This is a genomic window from Microbacterium sp. BDGP8, from assembly GCF_029991045.1.
Lineage (GTDB): Bacteria > Actinomycetota > Actinomycetes > Actinomycetales > Microbacteriaceae > Microbacterium > Microbacterium plantarum.
Genome location: NZ_CP120712.1, coordinates 3,137,434 through 3,157,486 on the forward strand (window position 1 = coordinate 3,137,434; position 20,053 = coordinate 3,157,486).

Annotated in this window: 21 protein-coding genes; 5 read left to right on the forward strand and 16 right to left on the reverse strand. The window is 71.5% G+C overall.

From position 1 onward, the window contains the following. Positions 1-183: 183 nt before the first annotated feature. From P6897_RS15115 to rpmB, 5 genes are all read right to left on the reverse strand, one after another. Positions 184-1,302, reverse strand: a complete 1,119-nt coding sequence (locus P6897_RS15115) for an alpha/beta hydrolase (protein WP_282501671.1) — start codon at positions 1,300-1,302, stop codon at positions 184-186. A 2-nt stretch (positions 1,303-1,304) separates the two neighbouring features. Continuing rightward, positions 1,305-1,433, reverse strand: a complete 129-nt coding sequence (locus P6897_RS15120) for a hypothetical protein (RefSeq protein ID WP_258524735.1) — start codon at positions 1,431-1,433, stop codon at positions 1,305-1,307. Positions 1,434-1,604: 171 nt separating this feature from the next. Next, entirely contained in the window at positions 1,605-1,910 is a 306-nt protein-coding gene (rpsN, locus tag P6897_RS15125) for a 30S ribosomal protein S14 (RefSeq protein ID WP_112617610.1), read from the reverse strand. 4 nt (positions 1,911-1,914) lie between these two features. Next, positions 1,915-2,085 carry a 50S ribosomal protein L33 gene (gene rpmG / locus P6897_RS15130; protein WP_005051772.1) on the reverse strand — a complete coding sequence of 57 codons (171 nt, stop codon included), beginning with the start codon at positions 2,083-2,085 and terminating at the stop codon, positions 1,915-1,917. Further along, positions 2,085-2,321 carry a 50S ribosomal protein L28 gene (gene rpmB, locus P6897_RS15135; RefSeq protein WP_005051771.1) on the reverse strand — a complete coding sequence of 79 codons (237 nt, stop codon included), beginning with the start codon at positions 2,319-2,321 and terminating at the stop codon, positions 2,085-2,087. The genes rpmG and rpmB overlap by 1 nt, the downstream gene beginning before the upstream one ends. A 233-nt stretch (positions 2,322-2,554) precedes the next feature. Between rpmB and P6897_RS15140 the strand changes: the two genes are divergently transcribed. Together P6897_RS15140 and P6897_RS15145 are read left to right on the forward strand one after the other, a co-directional pair. Further along, positions 2,555-5,563, forward strand: a complete 3,009-nt coding sequence (locus P6897_RS15140; RefSeq protein WP_282501672.1) for a DEAD/DEAH box helicase family protein — start codon at positions 2,555-2,557, stop codon at positions 5,561-5,563. Between the two features lie 151 nt (positions 5,564-5,714). Beyond that, positions 5,715-7,241: an HNH endonuclease signature motif containing protein gene (locus P6897_RS15145; RefSeq protein ID WP_274179477.1), complete on the forward strand. Its 1,527-nt coding sequence runs from the start codon at positions 5,715-5,717 to the stop codon at positions 7,239-7,241. A gap of 207 nt (positions 7,242-7,448) precedes the next feature. Here the strand turns inward: P6897_RS15145 and P6897_RS15150 are convergent, their stop codons facing one another. From P6897_RS15150 to P6897_RS15180, 7 genes are read right to left on the reverse strand one after another with little or no spacing between them, the layout of a single operon-like run. Then, entirely contained in the window at positions 7,449-8,159 is a 711-nt protein-coding gene (locus P6897_RS15150) for a DNA-3-methyladenine glycosylase (protein WP_274179478.1), read from the reverse strand. Continuing rightward, complete coding sequence (locus P6897_RS15155; protein ID WP_282501673.1) at positions 8,135-9,565, reverse strand: hypothetical protein; 1,431 nt, start codon at positions 9,563-9,565, stop codon at positions 8,135-8,137. The genes P6897_RS15150 and P6897_RS15155 overlap by 25 nt, the downstream gene beginning before the upstream one ends. Next, positions 9,555-10,472: a DUF1980 domain-containing protein gene (locus P6897_RS15160; protein ID WP_282501674.1), complete on the reverse strand. Its 918-nt coding sequence runs from the start codon at positions 10,470-10,472 to the stop codon at positions 9,555-9,557. Before P6897_RS15160 ends, P6897_RS15155 begins: the two co-directional genes overlap by 11 nt. Beyond that, positions 10,465-11,484 (reverse strand): permease, encoded by a 1,020-nt coding sequence (locus P6897_RS15165; RefSeq protein ID WP_112615189.1) that lies wholly within the window; start codon positions 11,482-11,484, stop codon positions 10,465-10,467. The genes P6897_RS15160 and P6897_RS15165 overlap by 8 nt, the downstream gene beginning before the upstream one ends. Then, positions 11,462-11,878 carry a transcriptional repressor gene (locus P6897_RS15170; RefSeq protein WP_112615191.1) on the reverse strand — a complete coding sequence of 139 codons (417 nt, stop codon included), beginning with the start codon at positions 11,876-11,878 and terminating at the stop codon, positions 11,462-11,464. The genes P6897_RS15165 and P6897_RS15170 overlap by 23 nt, the downstream gene beginning before the upstream one ends. A 10-nt stretch (positions 11,879-11,888) precedes the next feature. Beyond that, on the reverse strand, positions 11,889-12,770 hold the full coding sequence (locus tag P6897_RS15175; protein ID WP_112615193.1) for a metal ABC transporter permease: 882 nt from the start codon (positions 12,768-12,770) through the stop codon (positions 11,889-11,891). Further along, positions 12,767-13,621, reverse strand: coding sequence for a metal ABC transporter ATP-binding protein (locus P6897_RS15180; RefSeq protein ID WP_114588855.1), 855 nt, complete (start codon positions 13,619-13,621; stop codon positions 12,767-12,769). Before P6897_RS15180 ends, P6897_RS15175 begins: the two co-directional genes overlap by 4 nt. A 72-nt stretch (positions 13,622-13,693) precedes the next feature. Between P6897_RS15180 and P6897_RS15185 the strand changes: the two genes are divergently transcribed. Together P6897_RS15185 and P6897_RS15190 are read left to right on the forward strand one after the other, a co-directional pair. Continuing rightward, entirely contained in the window at positions 13,694-14,614 is a 921-nt protein-coding gene (locus tag P6897_RS15185) for a flagellin (RefSeq protein ID WP_282501675.1), read from the forward strand. A gap of 96 nt (positions 14,615-14,710) precedes the next feature. Further along, the gene (locus P6897_RS15190; RefSeq protein WP_282501676.1) at positions 14,711-15,787 is read left to right on the forward strand and encodes a sugar-transfer associated ATP-grasp domain-containing protein; all 1,077 of its coding nucleotides are present in this window, start codon (positions 14,711-14,713) and stop codon (positions 15,785-15,787) included. A gap of 17 nt (positions 15,788-15,804) precedes the next feature. Here the strand turns inward: P6897_RS15190 and P6897_RS15195 are convergent, their stop codons facing one another. Genes P6897_RS15195 through flgN form a run of 4 tightly spaced genes read right to left on the reverse strand, consistent with a single transcriptional unit; the run spans position 15,805 to position 18,959 of the window. Then, positions 15,805-16,173, reverse strand: a complete 369-nt coding sequence (locus tag P6897_RS15195; RefSeq protein WP_112615199.1) for a flagellar assembly protein FliW — start codon at positions 16,171-16,173, stop codon at positions 15,805-15,807. Continuing rightward, a complete protein-coding gene (locus P6897_RS15200) occupies positions 16,170-17,051 on the reverse strand; it encodes a flagellin (RefSeq protein WP_112615201.1) in 882 nt (293 codons plus the stop codon). Before P6897_RS15200 ends, P6897_RS15195 begins: the two co-directional genes overlap by 4 nt. Before the next feature lie 13 nt (positions 17,052-17,064). Continuing rightward, positions 17,065-18,468, reverse strand: coding sequence for a flagellar hook-associated protein FlgK (gene flgK / locus P6897_RS15205; protein WP_282501677.1), 1,404 nt, complete (start codon positions 18,466-18,468; stop codon positions 17,065-17,067). Between the two features lie 8 nt (positions 18,469-18,476). Next, the gene (gene flgN / locus P6897_RS15210) at positions 18,477-18,959 is read right to left on the reverse strand and encodes a flagellar export chaperone FlgN (RefSeq protein WP_036304750.1); all 483 of its coding nucleotides are present in this window, start codon (positions 18,957-18,959) and stop codon (positions 18,477-18,479) included. 234 nt (positions 18,960-19,193) lie between these two features. On the opposite strand from flgN, the gene P6897_RS15215 reads away from it, so the two are divergent. After that, positions 19,194-20,000, forward strand: coding sequence for a sigma-70 family RNA polymerase sigma factor (locus P6897_RS15215; protein WP_274179485.1), 807 nt, complete (start codon positions 19,194-19,196; stop codon positions 19,998-20,000). Positions 20,001-20,053 lie beyond the last annotated feature (53 nt).

The window sequence follows — 20,053 nt, forward strand, 5'->3', positions numbered from 1 at the left end:
GACGCGCCGCCGACAGCGTGGGTGGTTCCCGGGGGACTCGCGTCCCACGGTTGGTCGTTCGACCGGTCCCGAATATACGCGGATTCCGCGGAATTTCGCGGATTTACCGGCTTCGGGGGCCGCTTTCACCCGGCGTGTCGCCCGTTTTCGGGGCGCGTGGGACGGATGTGACGTTCGCGGGGGTCAGATCCGCCGGAGGGCGGCGACGACCTCCGCCTCCCAGCGACGCGCGGCGGGAAGTGCTCCGACGAAGATCGGGGTGTCGTGCGTGACGCCCAGGTACCGGGTCGCACTCGCCGCCACGCCGGCGCGGCGAAGCTTCGCGGCATAGGCCGCACCGTCGCCGCGCAACGGGTCGTACTCGGCCGTGAGGATGACCGCCGGCGGCAGGTCGGCGAGCGAATCGGCGCGCATCGGCGACGCGTACGACTCGCGCGCGCGCGAGCGGTCGCCGAGGTACGTGCGGGCGACCGAGACGAGCTCGCGCAGCGCGATGAAGGCCGGGATGCCGAGCGCGTAGGTCGCGCGCAGATCGATGAACCGCCCGGTGAGGTCGGTCACCGGCACCTCGAGGATCTGCACGGCGACCGGCAGCCGCGCACGGTCGCGGTTCATGAGCGTCACTACGGCGGCGATGTTCCCGCCCGCGGACGACCCCGAGATGCCGACGCGGTCCGGGTCGATGCCGAGCGTCGCCGCCTCGTCGTGCAGCCACTCCCACGCGGCGTACGCCTGCTCGATCTGGGTCGGATAGCGATGCTCGGGCGCGAGCGAGTAGTCGACCGCGATCAGCACGACCCCGGATGCGTCGGCACGGCGTCGGCACGCGGCATCCGCCGTCGGGTAGTCGATGCCGCCGATACGGAACGCCCCGCCGCCGAAGACCAGGCACGCCGGCGCAGGCTCTCCCTCGGCCAGGGTGCTCGGACGGTAGACCCGGACGCGCACGTCGGGGTATCCGGCCACGGGGACGACGTGCTCGGACGTGGCGATCCCGGGTCCCGGTGTACCGACCGTGCGGAGCTCCTGGCGGTCCCAGGCGAGCGCCGCCTTGCGGTGACGCTCGCGCGGGGTGAGCGGGCGCTTGCCGCCGGGCTTGGCGGGGGGCTTGGCGGGGGCCGGGCTCGGCGCGGGCGCGGACGTCGCCGCGGGCGCGGTGCCCGGCACGCCCTCGGCGGCGGGAGACCGCGGCATCCGCGGCATCCGCTCGGCCACCGCCGACGTGACCGACCGCCAGGCCTGACGCAGGAGGTACCGCCGGTGCGTGCGCAGCCGCTCGGCGAAGAACGGATCGAGCGGCATGGTCAGTCTCCGTCCGTTCGCCCGGTGCGCTCGTCGAGCTCGCGCAGCCGCCGGAGCTTCGACCACGGCACGAAGACGATCCACATCACCGACGCGATCGCGCCACCCATGATCATCGAGCTGACGTCCATCCTCCGACCGTAGCCGCTGTCACGGACGCCCGTTCCCGTGGACGGCACGGCTCTTCCCCGAGGAGGCGTCGCGCGGGAACGACGAAGCCCCCGTCCCGACGAATCGGTACGGGGGCTTCGGTGCTCTACGCGGGTTGGCTTACCAGCTCGAGGTGCTTTACGCGGGCTGGCTTACCAGCTCGACTTGGTCACACCGGGCAGCTCGCCCTTGTGCGCCATGTCGCGGAAGCGAACGCGCGAGATGCCGAACTTCGAGAGGTGGCCACGGGGGCGACCGTCGATGGCGTCACGCTTGCGGATGCGGACCGGCGACGCGTTGCGCGGGAGCTTCTGCAGGCCGACGCGGGCAGCCTCGCGGGCCTCGTCGGTCGCGTTCGGGTCGACGAGGGTCTTCTTCAGCTCGGCACGCTTCTCGGCGTAGCGGGCGACGACCTCTTCACGCTGGTTGTTGCGCGCGATCTTGCTCTTCTTAGCCATGAGATCAGCGCTCCTCTCGGAATTCGACGTGCTTGCGGATCACCGGGTCGTACTTCTTGAGCACGATGCGGTCGGGGTTGTTGCGACGGTTCTTACGCGTCACGTAGGTGTACCCCGTACCGGCGGTCGAACGGAGCTTGATGATCGGACGTACGTCCTGAGCCTTCTTCGCCATTAGAGCTTCACACCCTTCGCGATGAGGTCCTTGACGACCGACTCGATGCCGCGGGCGTCGATGACCTTGATGCCCTTAGCCGACACGTTCAGCGTGATCTTGCGACCGAGCGAAGGAACGTAGTAGGTCTTCTTCTGCACGTTCGGGTCGAAGCGACGCTTCGTCCGGCGGTGCGAGTGCGAGATGTTGTGACCGAAGCCGGGAACTGCTCCGGTCACCTGGCACACTGCTGCCATAGTGATTCTCCTTAGTACCGTGACACCGGACGGTGCCACCCAAGATCCCTTGTCTGCACCCGCGCCTCATCCGGCCGTTTCGGGCCTGTGATGGGGAGTGGGTACGTACTGCGTGCTGGAGTGCGCGCAGACAAACAGTCAGTCTAGCACGCGGCGGCGTGTCGCCTTGACCGGGCGGGCGGCCGGAGGAGACCCGCCGATGCCGCGTCGGCACGGTCTGCCATACTGCCGCTATGTCGCCGGAGGTCGAGGCTCCCCTTCGGCGCTGGCTCTTCGACGGACGGTTGCGGCACTATCAGGCCGACGCGCTCGAACGGGTCGACGCCTCCGGCCCCGGTCCGCTGCACATCGTCGCTCCGCCCGGTTCGGGCAAGACCCTGCTCGGGCTCCTGCTCGCGATGCGGCGCGGGACGCGGACCCTCGTCCTCGCCCCGACGATCACCATTCGCGACCAGTGGGCCGCCGAGGCGCGGCGGCTGGCCCCCGAGGCCGGCGCCGTCTCGACCACGAGCGAAGCCCCGGGCGAACTGACGGCGCTGACATACCAGTCGCTGAGCGTGCTCGACGGCGAGAATCCCCTCGCAGCGCTCGCCCACGAGCGCTGGCTGCGCGAACTCGAGGCGGACGGGCGGTCGACGGATGCGGCATCCGCCTGGCTCGGCGCTCTGCGCTCGGGCAACCACCGCGCGTACGCCGCCGGGATAGCCCGGCGCTCGCGCACGCTGCGACGCCGCATCGCCCAGGAGGACCCGGGCGCCCTGTCGCGCGCACTGCACCCCAATGCTCGCGCGCTGATCGAGAGCCTCGTCGACCACGGCGTCGACACCGTCGTCCTCGACGAGTGCCATCACCTGCTCGACCACTGGGCGCTCGTCGTCGCGGCTCTGGTGGCACGGCTGCGCGACGCGGGCAGGTCTCCGCTCGTGGTCGGCCTGACCGCGACGCTCCCCTCGCCCGACGACGGCAACGCGTACGACAACTACACCTCGCTCCTCGGCGAGGTCGACTACGAGGTGCCGATCCCTGCGGTCGTCCGCGAGGGCAATCTCGCCCCGTACCGCGAGTACGTGCGGTTCGTCGAGCCGACGACGGACGAGCTCGCGTTTCTGTCGGGCGCCGCCACCGGCCTCGCCGTGCTCATCCGCTCGACCTTCGCCCACGGCGACGGGGCCGCACATCTCATCGGGATGCTCCAGCCTCCGGTCGAGGGCAAGGCCGGCGCGGGTGCGGACGGCGACGCCGAGACGCCGGGGCCGGCGCTCGCTCCCCCGCCGCCGGCCTCATCGGCACGCGCGGCGCCGAACGACGCCGACATCCGCCTCGCACGAGCCTTCGCCGACGATTTCGCGGGCGCCGAGGCTGCGGCGGCGATGCTCGCGACCGTCCATCCTGACCATCCACTCGTCGCACGCCTGCCGACCGCAGCGCGACGAAAGCCGACGACGGAGGAGTCGCTGCGACTGCTGGGCCGTTTCGCGCTCGACCGCGTGCTGCCCGACCCGGCCGCCCGAGACCGGTGGGATCGGATCCGGTCGGCACTCGCCGACTTCGGCTTCTCGCTGACCGACCGTGGCCTGCGCCGCACGCGCGACCCCATCGACACGATGCTGGCGTCATCGCTGTCGAAGGACCGCGCGGTGTGCGACATCCTCCGCCTCGAACGCGACCGGACGGGCACGCGCTTGCGCGCACTGGTCGTGTCCGATTTCAGCGAGCACGGCAACCGCCACGGTGGACTCGTCAGCCGCGCGGGCGCGTTGCGGACCTTCGACGTCCTGGCGACGGATGCCGCGACCGCCGACCTGCGCGGTGCCCTGGTCACCGGATCGACGACGCGCATCGCGACGCGTCACGCCGGTTCGTTGGCTGAAGCGTGGACGGCGGCCCTGGGGGTCGAGGTGGCGACCGCGGCCGTCGCCGAGAATCCGGCGGTGACCGAGATCTCCGCTCCCGGCGTCGGTGCCGCGGGCTTCGTCCATGCCGCCGCGACCCTGCTGAGCCGCGGCCAGCTCGACGTCGTCGTCGGCACCCGCGGCCTCTTCGGCGAGGGGTGGGACTGTCCCGCGGTGAACACGCTCATCGATCTGTCATCGGTGGCGACAGCCCCCGCGACGCAGCAGCTGCGCGGACGCGCGTTGCGCCTCGACCCGGACTGGTCCGAGAAGGTCGCGCATATCTGGACGGTCACCGCGTTGCTCCCGCCGTCCTCGCCGATCGACGCGGCCCCCGATCTCTCGCGACTGCGGCGCAAGCAGGCGCGCCTGTGGGGCGTGCACCGCGACGATCCCCGCCGCATCGTCCGCGGCCTCGCCGGCGCACTGACGGCCGAGCAGCGACGCCTGCTCGCGCCGGGTTCTCTCCCGTCGGCGGACGAGCTCGATTCCCTGACGGTCGTCGAGCCGCGAGAACTCTCGCGGGCGTCATGGCAGATCGGAACGGACTACCTGGACCGGGAGTCGACGGAGACCGTGATCGTCCGGCGCGCCGCCGACCCCACCTTCCGAACGCGGCGCCGAGCGGATGCCGTGCTCGGGGCCGGCACGGCAACGGCGGGCATCGTCGCCGCGGCGGCGCTCGCGCTCATGGTCGCCGGCGTGGTCGGCGCGGTCGGCGTGGCCGGGGTCGCGGCCGGGGCGGTGGCGCTGACCGGCGCCGTGGTCGCCGGTGCGCCGGTCGCTCGCGCCTGGTGGTGCTCCCGTCGAGCCCACGCTGAGGCGCCGGAGCTGTATCGCCGCATCGCGCGCACCGTCGTGGCCGCATTGCAGCGCGCGGGATGCATCGGCGACCGGGCGACGCCGGAGGTGAACGTCGAGCGACCGACGGATGCCGGCGGCTTCCAGCACCTCGAACTGCGCCTGACCCATGCCACCCTCGCCGAGCAGCACGTCTTCGCCGGCGCGATGTCGGAGCTGCTCGGACCGATACGCACGCCGCGATTCCTGCTGCAGGTGGATGCCGGCGGCCGGTCGCCACTCGTACGGTGGCTGCTGAAGCGCGCCCGTGTTGGGAGCGGTGCGCGCGGCGGGGGTGGCGGGCAGGGCCGGTCGCAGTTCTTGGCCGTGCCCGCGTCGTTCGGCATGGCCGGCGGGCGTCTGCGCTCCTTCGCGGAGGATTGGCAGCGGACCGTCGGTCCGTGCACGCTCCATTTCGTCGACAGCCCGGAAGCACTCGCCCTCCTGGCAGAGGCTCGTCGCGGGGGCGCGGTGGCGGGCGATCTCGCCGTCATCGAACGCTGGGACTGACGCGGTGGAGCACTCTGACGCGGTGCACGTTTTGGCGCGGTGGCGGGCTCGGGCACGGTGCATTGTCGGGCTGACCGTGCGGGTTCGGGGCCCCGCGCGCGTCTGTGGAGAGTCGGGGCGCGATGTCGGGGGCCCGTGGCAACATTAGAACATGCATTCGAATGACGAACTCGGCAGCGGGATGGGCAGCGACAGCGATGTCGATGCCCTGGCGGTGCTGGTCGCGGATGCCGAGGGCGCGGCGGATGCTGCGCGGTTGGCGCAGATCCGTGAGGTTCGGGTGCTTGCCGCGGCCGGGGTGCTGGCTGAGAGGCAGGCCGCGGGTGCGTCGGAGAAGGTCAAGGCGCGCGAGATGGCGCTGCGCGGGATCGCCGCGGAGCTGGCCGGGGTGTTCATCGCGACCGACCGGACGTTGCAGCGACGCATCGATGAAGCCCGTGATCTCGTCGAGAACTACCCCGTGACGATGGCCGCGTGGGAGGACGGGCGCATCGTCCGCGGGCATGTGCGGGTGATCCAGGAGGTCGGATGCATCGTGCCCGCGGAGGGACGGGCGGAGTTCGAGCGGGTCGCGATTGAGCGGTGCGCGGGCGAAACACCGAATCGGGTGCGGGACGGGCTGCGGATGCTGGCCGAGCGGATGCATCCGCGGACGTTCACCGAACGCCATGAAGAGGCCGCGGCGGGGCGGTGTGTGTGGGTGCAGGCCGGGGCGGATGGGATGTCGGACCTGATCGCGACGCTGCCGACCGTGATCGCCGACGGAATCGTGGACCGGCTGACGCGGCAGGCGCGGGAGATCATCAACGCGCGGGCCCAGGCTGACGCGGCAGGTGGCGGCGCTGACGCTCGAGCCGACGCCCCTGACGCTCAAGCCGAGGCGCCTGGCGTTCGAGCCGACACCAACGGCGGCGCGCCCGGCGCCGACACGACGATTCGCGACGGGTCGTCGTTCGTCGACGATGCCCGCACCATCGACCAAGTCCGCGCCGACGTGTTCAGTGACCTCCTCCTCGCGGGGACGCCGGCGCTCGACCCGACTGGCACCGGTGACGGCGACGGAACGCTCGGGGCGATCCGCGCGCACGTGCAGGTCGCGGTGTCGGCACTGACGCTCATGGGACAGGACGACGGGCCGGCCGACCTCGCGGGGCGCTCCCCCATCGATGCCGCGACCGCCCGCGAGCTCGCCGGCAACGCGACCTCCTGGGACCGGCTTCTCACCCACCCGGTCACCGGGACGGTGCTCGAGTGCGACAGCTACCGGCCCACCGCGGCCATGGTGCGGCTGCTGCGAGCCCGAGACCGGCACTGCCGGTTCCCCGGATGCCGGCAACCCGCCATCCGCTGCGAACTCGACCACACCATCGCCGCATCCGACGGCGGCGCGACGCACGTGTGCAACCTCGCCAACCTCTGCAAACGCCATCACGACGTCAAACACCACACCCGATGGCGAGTCCAACAACTCGCGGGCGGAAGGCTGATCTGGACATCACCCACCGGACGGATCTATCGCGAAGACGCACCACCACCCCTCGTCGCATTCACGGTCGCCTTCACCGCGGCGAGTCCACCCGATGGACGGGACGATCAACAACCGCCCGGCGCGCCCTCCCCACCACCGCGATCACCGGGTCGCCTCGATACGCCTCCGGGATCTGCGCCGCCGTTCTGACGAGGTTCGCCCCTCACCCCGTGCTGCAGCGACGCACCCCTCGAGGTCACGCCTCGACCGCGAGCCGCGTTCCCACGTTGCCCTTACGTCTGCGGTCGTCAGTGGTCCGCGATCAGTCGCGAGCGCGCCACGAGAGCCACGAAAGCCACGCGAGCCACGAAAGCCACGCGAGCCACGGGAGCCACGAGAGCCACCAGAGCGCGGGGATCAGCGGGCGGACGATCCGGCCTCTGCGGCTGCTTCGGCGGCGCCGCGACCCCAGCGGAACGGCGAGACCGTCGGGTCACCGGCGATCCAGAATCGCCACGGGAACGCCTCAGTTCCCGCGACACCGGCCACCCCGACGCGCGGGCCCGTCAGAACGTCGCGCTCCGGCTCGTCCCGAAGCAGCAGCCGGGCGACTGCGCCGGCGCGCTCGAGCCCGGAAACAGCGTCGATGCCGTCGTGCGCAGGATGCCGCAGACCGACCGCCTCGCCGAGCCTCCCGGGCCCCCGAGCGAGATCCCGGTGGGTCCGAGCCGCAGCCCGCCGCAGCTGGGCGACATCCGCGCCCTCCACGATCTCCGCGGCGCGCAGCAGCACACCGCCGGCAACCCCGGCCGGCCCGCAGACGACGTTGACGCACGAATGGATGCCGTGACTGAGATAGACGTACAGGTGGCCGGGTTCGCCCCACATCGTGGCGTTGCGCGCGGTCTGACCCATGCGCGCGTGCGACCCGGGGTCGGGCAGGTCTCCCGTATCGCGACCGTGATACGCCTCGACCTCCGTCAGCCGCGCGACGACGCGCGCGCCGTCGACCGCGACCTCGAGCAGCCCGCCGAGCAGGCGCGGCGCGACCTGCACGGGCAGCGCTGCGAGCTCCTCACGGGTCGCGGGATGGAACCCGGCGCTCACGGCCGCGGTGCGCTCTGGCACCACGAGATGTCGAAACCGGTGAGCGCCGACACCTCCTCGCCGGTGCCGAGGTCGACGATGTGCGTCTGAACCCGCTCGGGCAGCGGTAGCGCATACGCGTCATACGAGTTCGAGACGGCGTCGGGCGCGATGAGGAACGCGGCGTACCGGCTGCTCGGCGACACGCACGTGTGCAGCAGCAGGTCATCCGGCGCGACCGTGAACACGTCGCGGGTCGCACCGTCGGCTCCGACGACGGCAGCCGTCGTCGACAGCACCGTGAACCCGTCGAGCCGCGAGAGCACGCGCAGCGTCTCATCCGCGTTGCCGGGCAACGCCGTGACCGACTGGGTCTCGCCGGCTGCCGCATCCGCGGCGCTCAACGGCCGCTCCTCCGCCGTCGCGAGATCGATCGCGACGAGGCCGGTCGCCCGCTGCACGATGGCTTCCGTCGAGCCGCGGGCGATGCCGTCGATCGTGATCGCATTGCCGAGCGAGACAGGCTCGCCTCCGGCAGCTGAAACGAGCGTCAGGGCCCCGTCGAAGCCGAGCAGCAGCACGGCATCCGTCCCCGGCACGAAGCGCCAGTCGTCGACGCGCGCGTCACCGCCGGCGAACTGCAGCTGCGTGGGCTCATCGTCGGCGCTGCCGTCGGCGAGAGACGCGGTGAACAGGGCGCTCTCGAGACCGCCCGCCGACCCGATGCCCGCGTCGGTGTAGGTGTAACCGATGAGGTCGCCGCGGTCGGCGGTCTGCAGGTTGGTCACGAACCCGCGACCCGGCAGGCCGAGCTCGCGCGCCCCCTCGCCGTCGCGGTCCGTGACGATCAGCGTCGAGACGCCCTCGTCATCGGCGGTCACGATCGCGAGATGCGTCGACGTGGCGCGGAAGTCCTCGATATGCGGATCCGCGAACACCGGCACCGCGTTCTCACCGTCGATCCCGGTGCGGAAGATGGTGTCTTCGTCGCCGCCGCGCTGCAGGATGTAGGTCTCGAGCGCCGGCGTCGAGAACGACTCCTCGATCGTCGCCGCCGGCCCTCCGCCGAGGCCCTGCACGCCGTCGATCCGCACGGTGTAGTCGGTCTCGTCCCGTAGCGGCAGGGTGAATCGGATGCCGATCTGCCGGCCCGATGTGTCGACGGTGAAGTCCGCGGCCGGCTCGATGTGCACCTGCGCCGGATCGATCTCCTCGAGCGACTGAGTCGTCGTGACGATCAGCCGCGACCCCGCCGATTCGATCCCGGCCCGGGGGTCGACGCTCGTCGCCGTCGCCCGCGGCCCCTGAACGGTCGTCAGCACGCCGCTCGCTCCGCCGACGAGCGCGAGCGCGCCGATCACCGCCGCCATCGCGACGACGAAGCGCCGCGATCGGCGCTCCTGCGTGCGCGCGCGGCGCGAGACCCCGGCCCGTCGATCAGTACTCATAGGGGTCCTCGGGCTCGCCGACGGACTGCACGCCCGTGGCCTCGACGACGAGCGCGCCGTCACGGTCGCGGATCACGCCGGTGACGGTGACCCACTCCCCCGTCGCGGGGATGTCGGCTGTCTCGCCGACGGGGATGCTGGCGGGCTGCGCGTCGATGACGCAGTGGGTGATCACGAGCCGCGTCAGCCCGAAGCCTCCCGCGCTCGACGGAGTCACGAAGCCGGTCAGGCTGATCTCGTCGCCTTCGAAGGCCTCCGGGTTCGTCGCCGTCGCGAAGACGCTCGCCCACTCGCCGACGCCGAACGACGAGGTGTCACCGGTCGTTGCGAGCGCGACCGTGTCGGCGCCCTGGAACAGCGGCGGCGTCCCCGTGTCGCGCGATATCGCGAGCTCGGCCGACAGGGTCGCCGGCGGCGTCACGAGGACGACCGCGACGATGCCGGTCGCGAACAGCCCACCGGTTCCCGCAGCCGCGGACCCCAGCACGAGCCGCCAGTCGGGGCGCGGACGCACCGGTGCGACCGCGGCGCCGGGCGCGCTGGTGTCACCGGCGAGAGCAGCGGCGTCGGCGAGCGACGCGGCACGGGCGGCGCGACGGGAGGTCGGCACCGCATCCGACGGCATGTGTTCGTGCTCGTGCGAGTGTTCGTGCGAGTGCTCGCGTCCGTGCCCGTGCAGCTCGCCGTGGTCGTGCCCGTGATCGGCCTCGGCGCCGAGCGGCAGCGCGAAGCTCACGACGGCTCCGATGAGGCCGAGCACCGACATGCCGACGGCGAACCAGGCCGACTCGGGGTTGATGTAGAGCCCGATACGGCCCGTGGCAGCGAGAGCGACGGTGATCGCGGCGAGCGCGGCGGCGAGCCCGACGCCGAAGAGCCGGGTCAGCAGGGCCGATGACTTAGGCAAGGAGGTTCACCATCCCTCCGACGGCGATCGCGAAGAGGACGACGATCACGACGAGCGCGACGAGCACCCGCGAGCGGAACGTCGTGCGCATGAGCGCGAGCATCTTCACGTCGACGAGCGGGCCGACGAGGAGGAACGCCACGATCGAGCCGGGCGTGAAGGTCGAGGCGAACGACAGGGCGAAGAACGAGTCGACGTTCGAGCAGATCGACACGATCATCGCGAGCAGGATCATCGCGAGGATCGACAGGGCCGGGTTCGACCCGATCGCGAGCAGCGTGTCGCGCGGCACCAGCACCTGGACGGCGCCCGCGATCGCCGAGCCGAGGATCAGCGCCGGCATCACGGCCCGCAGTTCGACCACGAACTGGGCGAGGCTCCGGCGGCCCTTCCCGCCCGGGTCCTCGGCCGCGAGCTCGCAGGCCGCGAGGAACCGATCGGTCAGCAGGCCGTCGGGATCGGGATGCCGCGAGTACAGCCACCCGATGAGGTTCGCGACGGCGTACCCGCCGAGAAGCCGGGCGATGAGGATGCCGTCGTCGAATCCGAACGCCTGGTGGGTCGTGATGATGACGATGGGGTTCACGATCGGCGCCGCGATGAGGAAGGTCATCGTCTCGGGCACCGAGAAACCGCGGATCATGAGGCCGCGCGCGAACGGCAGGTTGCCGCACTCGCAGACGGGGATGAGCATTCCCAGCAGCGAGAGCACGGCGCGGCGAGCCCACGCCCGGCGCGGCATCCAGCGCTCGATGACTCCCGGCGGCACCCACACCTGCACGATGATCGATAGCGCGACACCGAGCAGGACGAACGGCAGCGACTCGATGAGCACGCTGAGCCCGAGGGTGACCCCGTCTTGCGCACGCGTGGGCAGCGCGGGCCCGGGGGTGAGCGCGGCCAGGGCGACGAGGGCGACGACGACGGCCGCACCGATCCCGAGCGCGACGGCGGAACGCGTCGCGGGAGAGGGCGCGAGCCGTGCGGTCTTAGGCCCCGCCACGCTTCTCATCGGCTCGGGCCGCGGAGCACGCGGCGCAGACTCCGAAGATGTCGACGATGTGCTCGGCCTGCGTGAAACCGTTGGCGGCGGCGGTGCGGTGCGCCCACTCCTCGACATCCGTCGCCTGGATCTCGACGGTCAGACCGCAGGACCGGCAGATGAGGTGGTGGTGGTGACCGTCGCTCGAGCAGGCGCGGTAGATGGCCTCGCCATCGGGGCTCTGGAGCTGATCGGCCTCACCCGAGGCGGCCAGGGTCGCGAGGGCACGGTAGACCGTCGCCAACCCGATGCCGGTGTTGTCGTCGCGCAGCGACGCGTGGAGATCCTGGGCCGAGACGAACCCGCGGGCGTCGGACAGCGCCGTGCGCACGCGCTCGCGCTGCCAGGTGTTCCGCTGAGCCATGGCGGCGAGTCTACTCGGCGCGCCTCAGGGTCGGCTGGGTGCGCAGCACCCGCCCGCGGCGCGCGCCGACGATGCGGCACACCACGTAGATCGTGAACGAGATGGTCGTGATGTAGGGGCTGACCGGCAGCGTTCCCGCGACCGCCAGCAGGATGCCGCCGACGGCGGAGACGACGCCGAACAGGGCGGCGAGCAGCGGAACGGCGAGGGACCCCGTCGCGACCCGCACGGCCGCGGCGGCGGGCGTGACGAGCAGCGCCATCACGAGGAGCGCGCCGATGATGTGCACCGCGACGGCGACGATGAGGCCGAGCAGCAGCATGAACCCGAGCGAGACGGCGACCGTCGGAACACCGCGCGCCGCGGCCGACTGCGGGTCGAGCGAGTCGAAGCGCAGCGGACGCCAGATCAGCAGCAGGGCGATGAGCACGAACGCGCCGATGCCGATGAGCCACCCCAGCTGACCGGACTGCACCGACACGATCTGTCCGGTCAGCAGGCTGAACCGGTTGGCGCTGCGGCCGTCGTAGAGCGAGAGGAACAGGATGCCGAGCCCCAGACCGAACGGCATGAGCACGCCGATGATCGAGTTGCGATCGCGGGCGCGCGACCCGAGCCACCCGATGAGGGCGGCGGCGATCATCGACCCGACGATCGATCCCGTCACCACATCGACGCCGATGAGGAGCGCGGCGGCGGCTCCCGCGAAAGAGAGCTCGCTGATGCCGTGGACGGCGAAGGCCATGTCGCGCTGCAGCACGAAGACCCCGATGAGCCCGCCGACGAGCCCGAGGACGGCTCCGGCCCACACCGAGTTCTGCACGAGCGCGAGGATGTCGCCGTAGACGGGGAGGCCGCCGAACATCGCGTCCCAGACGTCGGCCCAGTTCATGCGTGGTCTCCGTGGTCGTGGTGGTGGTGCGACGCGTCGGCGTCGGGGGCCCCGACGACGACCAGCCGGTCGCCCGCCCGCAGCACGAAGACCGGCGCGCCGTACAGGTCGGTGAGCACGGGCGAGGTCAGCACCTCCTTCGGGGTGCCGAGCGTGAAGCGGCCGTTCGCGATGTAGAGGATCCGGTCGACCTTGCCGAGCACCGGGTTGATGTCGTGGGTCACGAGCAGCACCCCGGCGCCCGAGCGCCGATGCTGGTCGATGAGCCCGACGACGGCCTGCTGGTTCGCCAGATCGAGGCTCGTCAGCGGCTCGTCGCACAGCAGGAGCTGCGGGTCGTCGGCGAGAGCCTGGCCGACGCGCAGGCGCTGCTGCTCGCCGCCCGACAGCACCCCCACGGGGCGATCGGCGAAGGACGCCGCTCCGACGCCGTCGAGCAGGCGATCGACGCGCTCGCGGTCGCGCTTCCGCGGGAGCGGCAGACCGAAGCGGTGACCGTCGACGCCGAGGGCGACGAGGTCGCGGGCGCGCAGCGCGGTGTCGCGCGGCAGGGGCCGCGCCTGCGGCAGGTAGCCGATCGATCGGTTGCCCTTGTGCTTGACGGGCCGGCCGAGCGCCGTGATCGACCCTTCGCTCAGACGCTCGAGACCGAGGATCGCGCGCAGCAGCGTCGTCTTGCCCGAACCGCTCGGACCGAGGACCGCGATGAGCTCGCCCGGCTCGACGGTGAGGTCGAGACCGCTCCACAGCTCGCGGCCCGAACGCCGCAGCGCGGCACCACGGATATCGAGCAGGCTCACCGGGTCAGCGTACCCGCCTAACCGATGACGATGAGCGGTCGATAGAGGCATCCAGGAGTCCACGGACGGACTCCGGGAGCCCAGGACGGGCTCCCGCTCATCCCAATCACGGAGGAATGAACCATGGGAATGCAGATCGCCACCAACGTGGGCGCGCTCAACGCCTACCGCAACCTGTCCAACACGCAGAACGATGTGTCGAAGTCGCTCGAGAAGCTCTCGAGCGGTCTGCGCATCAACCGCGCCGCGGACGACGCCGCCGGCCTCGCGATCTCGGAGGGCCTGAAGTCTCAGGTCAACGGGCTCAACGTGGCCGCGCGCAACGCTCAGGACGGCATCTCGGTCATCCAGACCGCGGAAGGCGCCCTGACGGAGGTCCACTCGATCCTCCAGCGAGTGCGCGACCTGGCTGTTCAGGCCGGAAACGACTCGAACAACCCGGCCTCGCGCAACGCGATCACCGACGAGGCGACCAAGCTGACCGCCGAGCTCGGCCGCATCGCGGAGTCGACGAACTTCAACGGCATCAGCCTGCTGAAGGGCGACGGCACCAAGGCGTTGTCGTTCCAGATCGGTGCCGACGGAGACTCGTCGTCGCAGATCAGCGTGACGCTCGGCGACCTCAAGTCGGCCCTGGCCGGCGTGGTCGACCTCACCTACGGCGTTACCGCCAGCAACGGTCCCGACGGTGTCGCCGGTGGCGGCGACGATGTCGCCGCTGTGGCCGCGGCTGCCGCCATCGAGGTGAAGTTCGATTCCGCCGAGAACGCGGCGTCGGCGATCACCGCCATCGACAAGGCGATCACGGCGGTGTCGTCGCAGCGTGCCGGTCTGGGTGCTGCGCAGAACCGCTTCGAGTCGGCCATCAACAGCCTGAACGTGTCGGCGGAGAACCTGTCGGCGGCCAACAGCCGCATCCGCGACACCGACATGGCGGCCGAGATGGTCAAGTACACCGCGGCGAACATCCTGTCGCAGGCGGGCACCGCCATGCTCGCGCAGGCGAACCAGGCCAACCAGGGCGTGCTCCAGCTGCTCCGGTAAGCCTCGCGACGGTGGGTCCTGCGCCGCCCGACGCAGGACCCATCGCCGTCGCGGGCGCACCGCGGGAACGCGCCTGAGAACCACACGAGGAACCCGATGACATCCCCCCGAACCCTGACGCCCGGTCTCCCCTTCCTGTGGGAGCGGGCTCGACGCGTCAACCCGAGCAGCCTCGTCGCCCGCGCGCGGCGGGCCGGACAGCGGCACGGCCGCAGCACGCTCGGCGTCGTCCTCGACATGCTCTGGCAGGCCGGGGCGCGGGGCGTCGGGTTCCAGGACTACATCGACTACGACTTCGCCATGCTCACCCGTGCTGAGCGCGCGACCTACATGACGAGCCCCGTCTCGCACCGCCTCGCAGTGCGGTTCGACGATCCGGCCTACCGGCACCTCTTCCACGACAAGATCGCCTTCAACGACACCTTCGCCCCGCACCTGCAGCGCGAGTGGCTGGTCGTGACTGCCGACAATGTCGACGACGTGCGCGCCTTCGCACTGCGGCACGGCACGATCGTCACGAAGGAGCCGATGGGACGCGCAGGCCTCGGCGTGCATCGCTACGTCGCCCACGACGTCACCGACTGGACGCTGTTCCACCGCGGACTGCTGGAGCGGGGCGAGACACTCGTCGAAGAGGTCATCCGCCAGCACGACGAGCTCGCGGCCCTCTGCCCCGGCACCGTCAACACGACGCGCGTGACGACCTACTTCGACGGCGAGCGGACGCACGTGCTCGCCATGGCCCAGAAGTTCGGCCGCGGCGCGGTGAGCGACCAGAACGCCTTCGGCGGCTTCTACGCAATGCTCGACGAGACCGGCCGCGCCACGGGAGACGGCTACGACTCGAACGACCGCGTGTACCCGACACATCCCGACAGCGGCATCCGCATCGCCGATTTCCGCCTGCCGATGTTCGACGAGGTGCTCGATTTCGTCGACCGACTCGCGCGCGTCGTGCCCCAGGTGCGCTACGTCGGCTGGGACATCGCGGTCTCCCCGACCGGCCCCGTGCTCGTCGAGGGCAACTGGGCGGCGGGCGTCTACGAGAACAAGCCGAGCGCGACCGGGATCCGCACGGGACACAAGCCGCGCTATCTCGCGGCGATCGATGCGGATGCCGCCGGGTCGGCGTCATCGCTTCCGCGGACGGCCGCGGCGCGCGCCGCGGCCTGAGACGGGCCGGGCCGGGGTCAGGCCAGCAGGGCCCGAACGGGCAGGTCCTGCCCCTCGAGGATGACCTGCGCCGCGACGCCGGTGCGCCGGTTGATCACGACGGGGGCGAGGAGATTCACGCCGATGCCCTCGTCCGTCATCCGCGCCACCACGAGCACCCGGGCATCCGCCGGCTCGGACAGTCCCAGGTCGGCGACGTTCGCGTCGGAGAGCGTCGGCGCGTAGTCGTCGATGACGGCCCCCGGATCGACGGCGAACAGCCGCACCCCCGGGTCGTCGGCGGCCGTCAGCGCGTAGAGGCCTCCAGCGCTGTCGACCTCGTCGAGGGAGAACGACGTGTGCGGCGACAGCCCGGGGGGCGGTGTCACGAACTGGAGCGCGGTCATCGGAGGAAGTCCATCAGCGTCGGCTGCATCACCCGCGCGGTGACGGCGAGTGCGGACTGGTAGACGAGCTCCTGCGACTTCAGGGCGACGAGCACCTCGACGGTGTCTATGTCCTCGACCGCCGCGCGCTGCGCCTCGAGGGACACCGTCGCGTCGGCCGCCGCGTCTTTGGCTCGCATGATCTGATTCTGCCTCGCCCCCACCGTGCCCTGCACCCCCAGCATCGCGTTCATGCGGTCGTCGATCTGGTCGATGCGGCCGCGCATGTCGGCTCCGCCGCGCAGATCGGCGACGATCGATCCGATCAGGGCGAAGACCGAGTCCTCGCCCGAGCCGAACACCTCCGCGCCGCTCGCGTCGACGCGCACCGTCTCGCCGTCGGCGACGCGTCGGCGCACCTCGCTGCCCGGCACGCCCGCGAACGTGAAGTCGGCTGCGAAGGCGCTGCCCTCGGTGGTGCCGGCGAAGACGGAGCGTCCGAGCAGCGTCGTGTTCGCCTGGGCGAAGAGCTCATCGGCGATGGTCTCGAGCTCGAGCGCGATCGCCTCGCGCGCGTTGGCGTCGAGTGCCCCCGAGTTCGCGCCGCGCAGGGTGAGGTCGCGCGCACGCCCGAGCAGTGACGTCGAGGCCGAGATGGCGTTGTCGACGGTCGTCACCCAGGTGAGGCCGTCGCCGATGTTGCGCGCGTACTGGGCGTTCCGGTGCTGGGCCGCGTGGAGGTCGAGAGCGGCCGACGCGGCGGCGGGGTCGTCGGACGGGGCGGCGAACGCCCGCTGCGAGGTCGCCTGGTTCTGGAGGCGGGACAGGTCGTTCAGGCCCGACTGCAGGTTCCGCAGGGCGGACTGCGCGAGCGTCTGCGATGTGACTCGGCTGATCATGGCGCTCCGGGTGTCAGCGGCCGACGAGGCCGGTGCGGTTGATGAGGATGTCGAGGGCTTCGTCGACGGCAGTGAGCACACGCGCCGCCGCCTGGTAGGCGGTCTGGTACGTCAGCAGACTCATGGTCTCCTCGTCGTTGTCGACGCCGGCGACCGACTGCTGCGCGGCCGCCGCGGCCACCGCCGTCGTCTCGGCGCGCGCGGCCCGTCCCGATTCGGCGGCGGTGGCGACCGCGAGACGCGAGACGACATCGCTCCACCGCGCGTCGGGTCCGTCGGACCGCTTCCCGATGCCCGACAGCGCGTCGGCGTTCCCGCCGTCGAGAGCGCCCGCACCGGGAGCGGCGATTGCCAAGTCGTCGCGGCCGCGGGGTACGACGCTGAGCGCGAGCGCAGCGGGCGTGTCCGCCGCGACGGCGAAGAAGTCACCGCCCGGCACGCCCGACGCGGTCGACCCGAGCCGGTGCTGCGCGTTCACCGTCGTGGCGAGGGATGCCGCGAGGTCGTTGTACGACGCCGCGAGCCCCGCCAGCACTCCGCCGGACTCGGCGGGGGCGAGCACCGACAGGGTGCCGGCCAGCTCGCCGCTGGAGACCCCGACGGGCGGAGCACCGGGCTCGCGCCAGGCGAGCACGACCGGCTCGTCCGCGCCGATGGAGCGGGGACCGATGACCTCGAGCTCGCGGGCTCGCGTGCCCGAGACGAGGGCGTTCCCGTCGACCCTCAGGGTGAGGGTGCCGTCGGACTCCACCGTGCCGACGGCGCCCGAGAGCCGCGAGACGGTCTGCGCGAGCAGGTTCCGCCGGTCGATGAGCTCGTTCGCGGAGCCGCCCGCCACGCCGACCTCGCGGATCCCAGCGTTGAGCTCGGCGATCTCGGCCGCGGCGGCGTTGATCTGATCGACCGTCAGCTCGGCGGCGTCGCGCGCCGACGACCACTGCTCGGCGACGGAGCGGTATCCGTCGGCGATCCGTGCGACGAGCGTCTCACCCCGGGTCACGACGGCGGCGGCAGCCGCCGTGGAGTCGGGAGCGTTCGACAGGTCCTGCCATGCGGTCCACAGCTGCGAGAGCTGGTCGGCCAGGCCGTTCTTGCCCGGCTCGGCGAGCGAGGCCTCGGCGCGCACCGCGGCCTGCGCACGCGCGGACCAGTAGCCGGATGCCGCGAGGGTGTCGCGGACCCGCGCATCGAGCACCGCATCCCCCAGCCGCGCGATCCCGTCGACGGAGACGCCCTGGCCGGCGACCGGTCCGAAGCGCGTCGCGCCCGCCGGCGGCGCGACCGCGGACGTCTCCAGCCGCTGCCGCGTGTATCCGGGCGTCAGCTGGTTGGCGACGTTCTGTCCCGCGAGGTCCATGCCGCGCCGCGCCGCGGCGAGCGCACTCGCGGCCGTCCCCAACCCGCTGAATGTCGACATCTGCGTCCTCACATCTCCCGGTCGACGATGCGCGCGGTGTCCTCGCGGACTCGCCCACCGCCCGTGGTGTACTCGCCCGTGCCGGACTCGAGTCCGGCGAGCGTCTCGTCCACTGCGCGACTGGCTGCGCGCAGGTGCGTCTCGTTCGCCTCTTTCAGCTGCGAGACCTCCGCCATGCGTTCGGTGAGCGCGGCGCGGTGCTCGGCGAAGACATCCCGCCACGTGCCGGTCGGGGCCGAATCGAGCAGCTCCGACAGCGTGGCGGCTTCGGGCACGCCCCACTCGCGCGCGACGGCGGCCACCTCGACGTCGCGGCCGAGGCCCGACTCGCGCAGCTCCTCCAGGACGCGCTCGATCTCGCGCGACGCGAGATGGATCCAGCGCGTGTTCCCGGCCTCGAGCAGCAGGCGCTGCTCCTCGAGTTTGAAGATCAGCATCTCGAGCAGCTCGCGTTCGCGCCACAGCTGCATCGACAGTTCATTAGCTCCCAAGGTGTCCCCCTTACCTGAGCAGCCCCCCATGGACCGCATCGAACGACTCGCTCTTCCGACGAACCGTTCTGAAGCGATCATCCTCGTCTATCGGCCGATGAGTCGATCCCGTTACATCTCCTCAGGATTCCGTATGAGATGTTTCTCATTTTGCTTATGATGGCCTCAGCCGGCGTGACGGCTTCCGCGAATTCGGGCCGCGGAAGCGGGTGCACGCCACGAAAGAGGCCCCCCTTGCACATCCTCGGTCACGCGGAACGCAATCGACTCATCGAAGAGAACCTGCCCCTCGTGGGCTATCTGGCGCGGGATCTGCACTCGCGGGCCACGCACGTGCCGCTGGAGGAGCTGGCGTCGGTCGGCGCCCTCGCCCTCGTGACGGCCGCCGACGCGTTCGACCCCGCCCTCGGTGTCCCCTTCGGCGCGTACGCACGGCGCCGCATCCTCGGCGCGTTCGCCGATGAGATGCGATCGATGGACTGGGCCTCGCGCGGCATCCGCAAGCGCATCAAGGAGACCACGGCCGTCCGCGACACCCTGACCGCTCGCCTCGGCCGTGTCGCCGGCGTCGACGAGATCGCGGCCACGATGGGCCTGCCGCGTGCCGCGGTCGTCGAAGCCCTCGACGACGCGGCGCGCACGGTCACGAGCATCGACGACGCGACTGCGCTCGAGGTGCCGAGCCCGATGGTCCTGCCCGACGAGGCCGCCGTGCTCCGCGAACGGCGCGACGTGCTCGAGCGCGCCGTGGCGGCTCTCCCCGAGCGCATGAGGACCATCGTCCAGGCTGTCTACATCGACGAGCGCCCCGTCAAGGAGATCGCGGCCGAGCTGGGCGTCTCGCACTCCGCCGTCTCGCAGCAGCGTGCCGAAGCCATCCGGCTGCTCCGCGACGCCCTGGAGCGGTTCGCGGCCGAGGAGCAGGCCGAACCCATCTCACGGGTCTCGGTCGAGACGCGCGAGGCGTACTTCGCCCGCATCACCGCGATGGTGCCCCGCAGCGGCCGCGGCGTGGCGCCGGCGGCATCCGTCGCGCTCTGACGCGTCGCGCCGGCTAACGATCCCGCCCGCACGGTCGATAGAGCCAACGGACG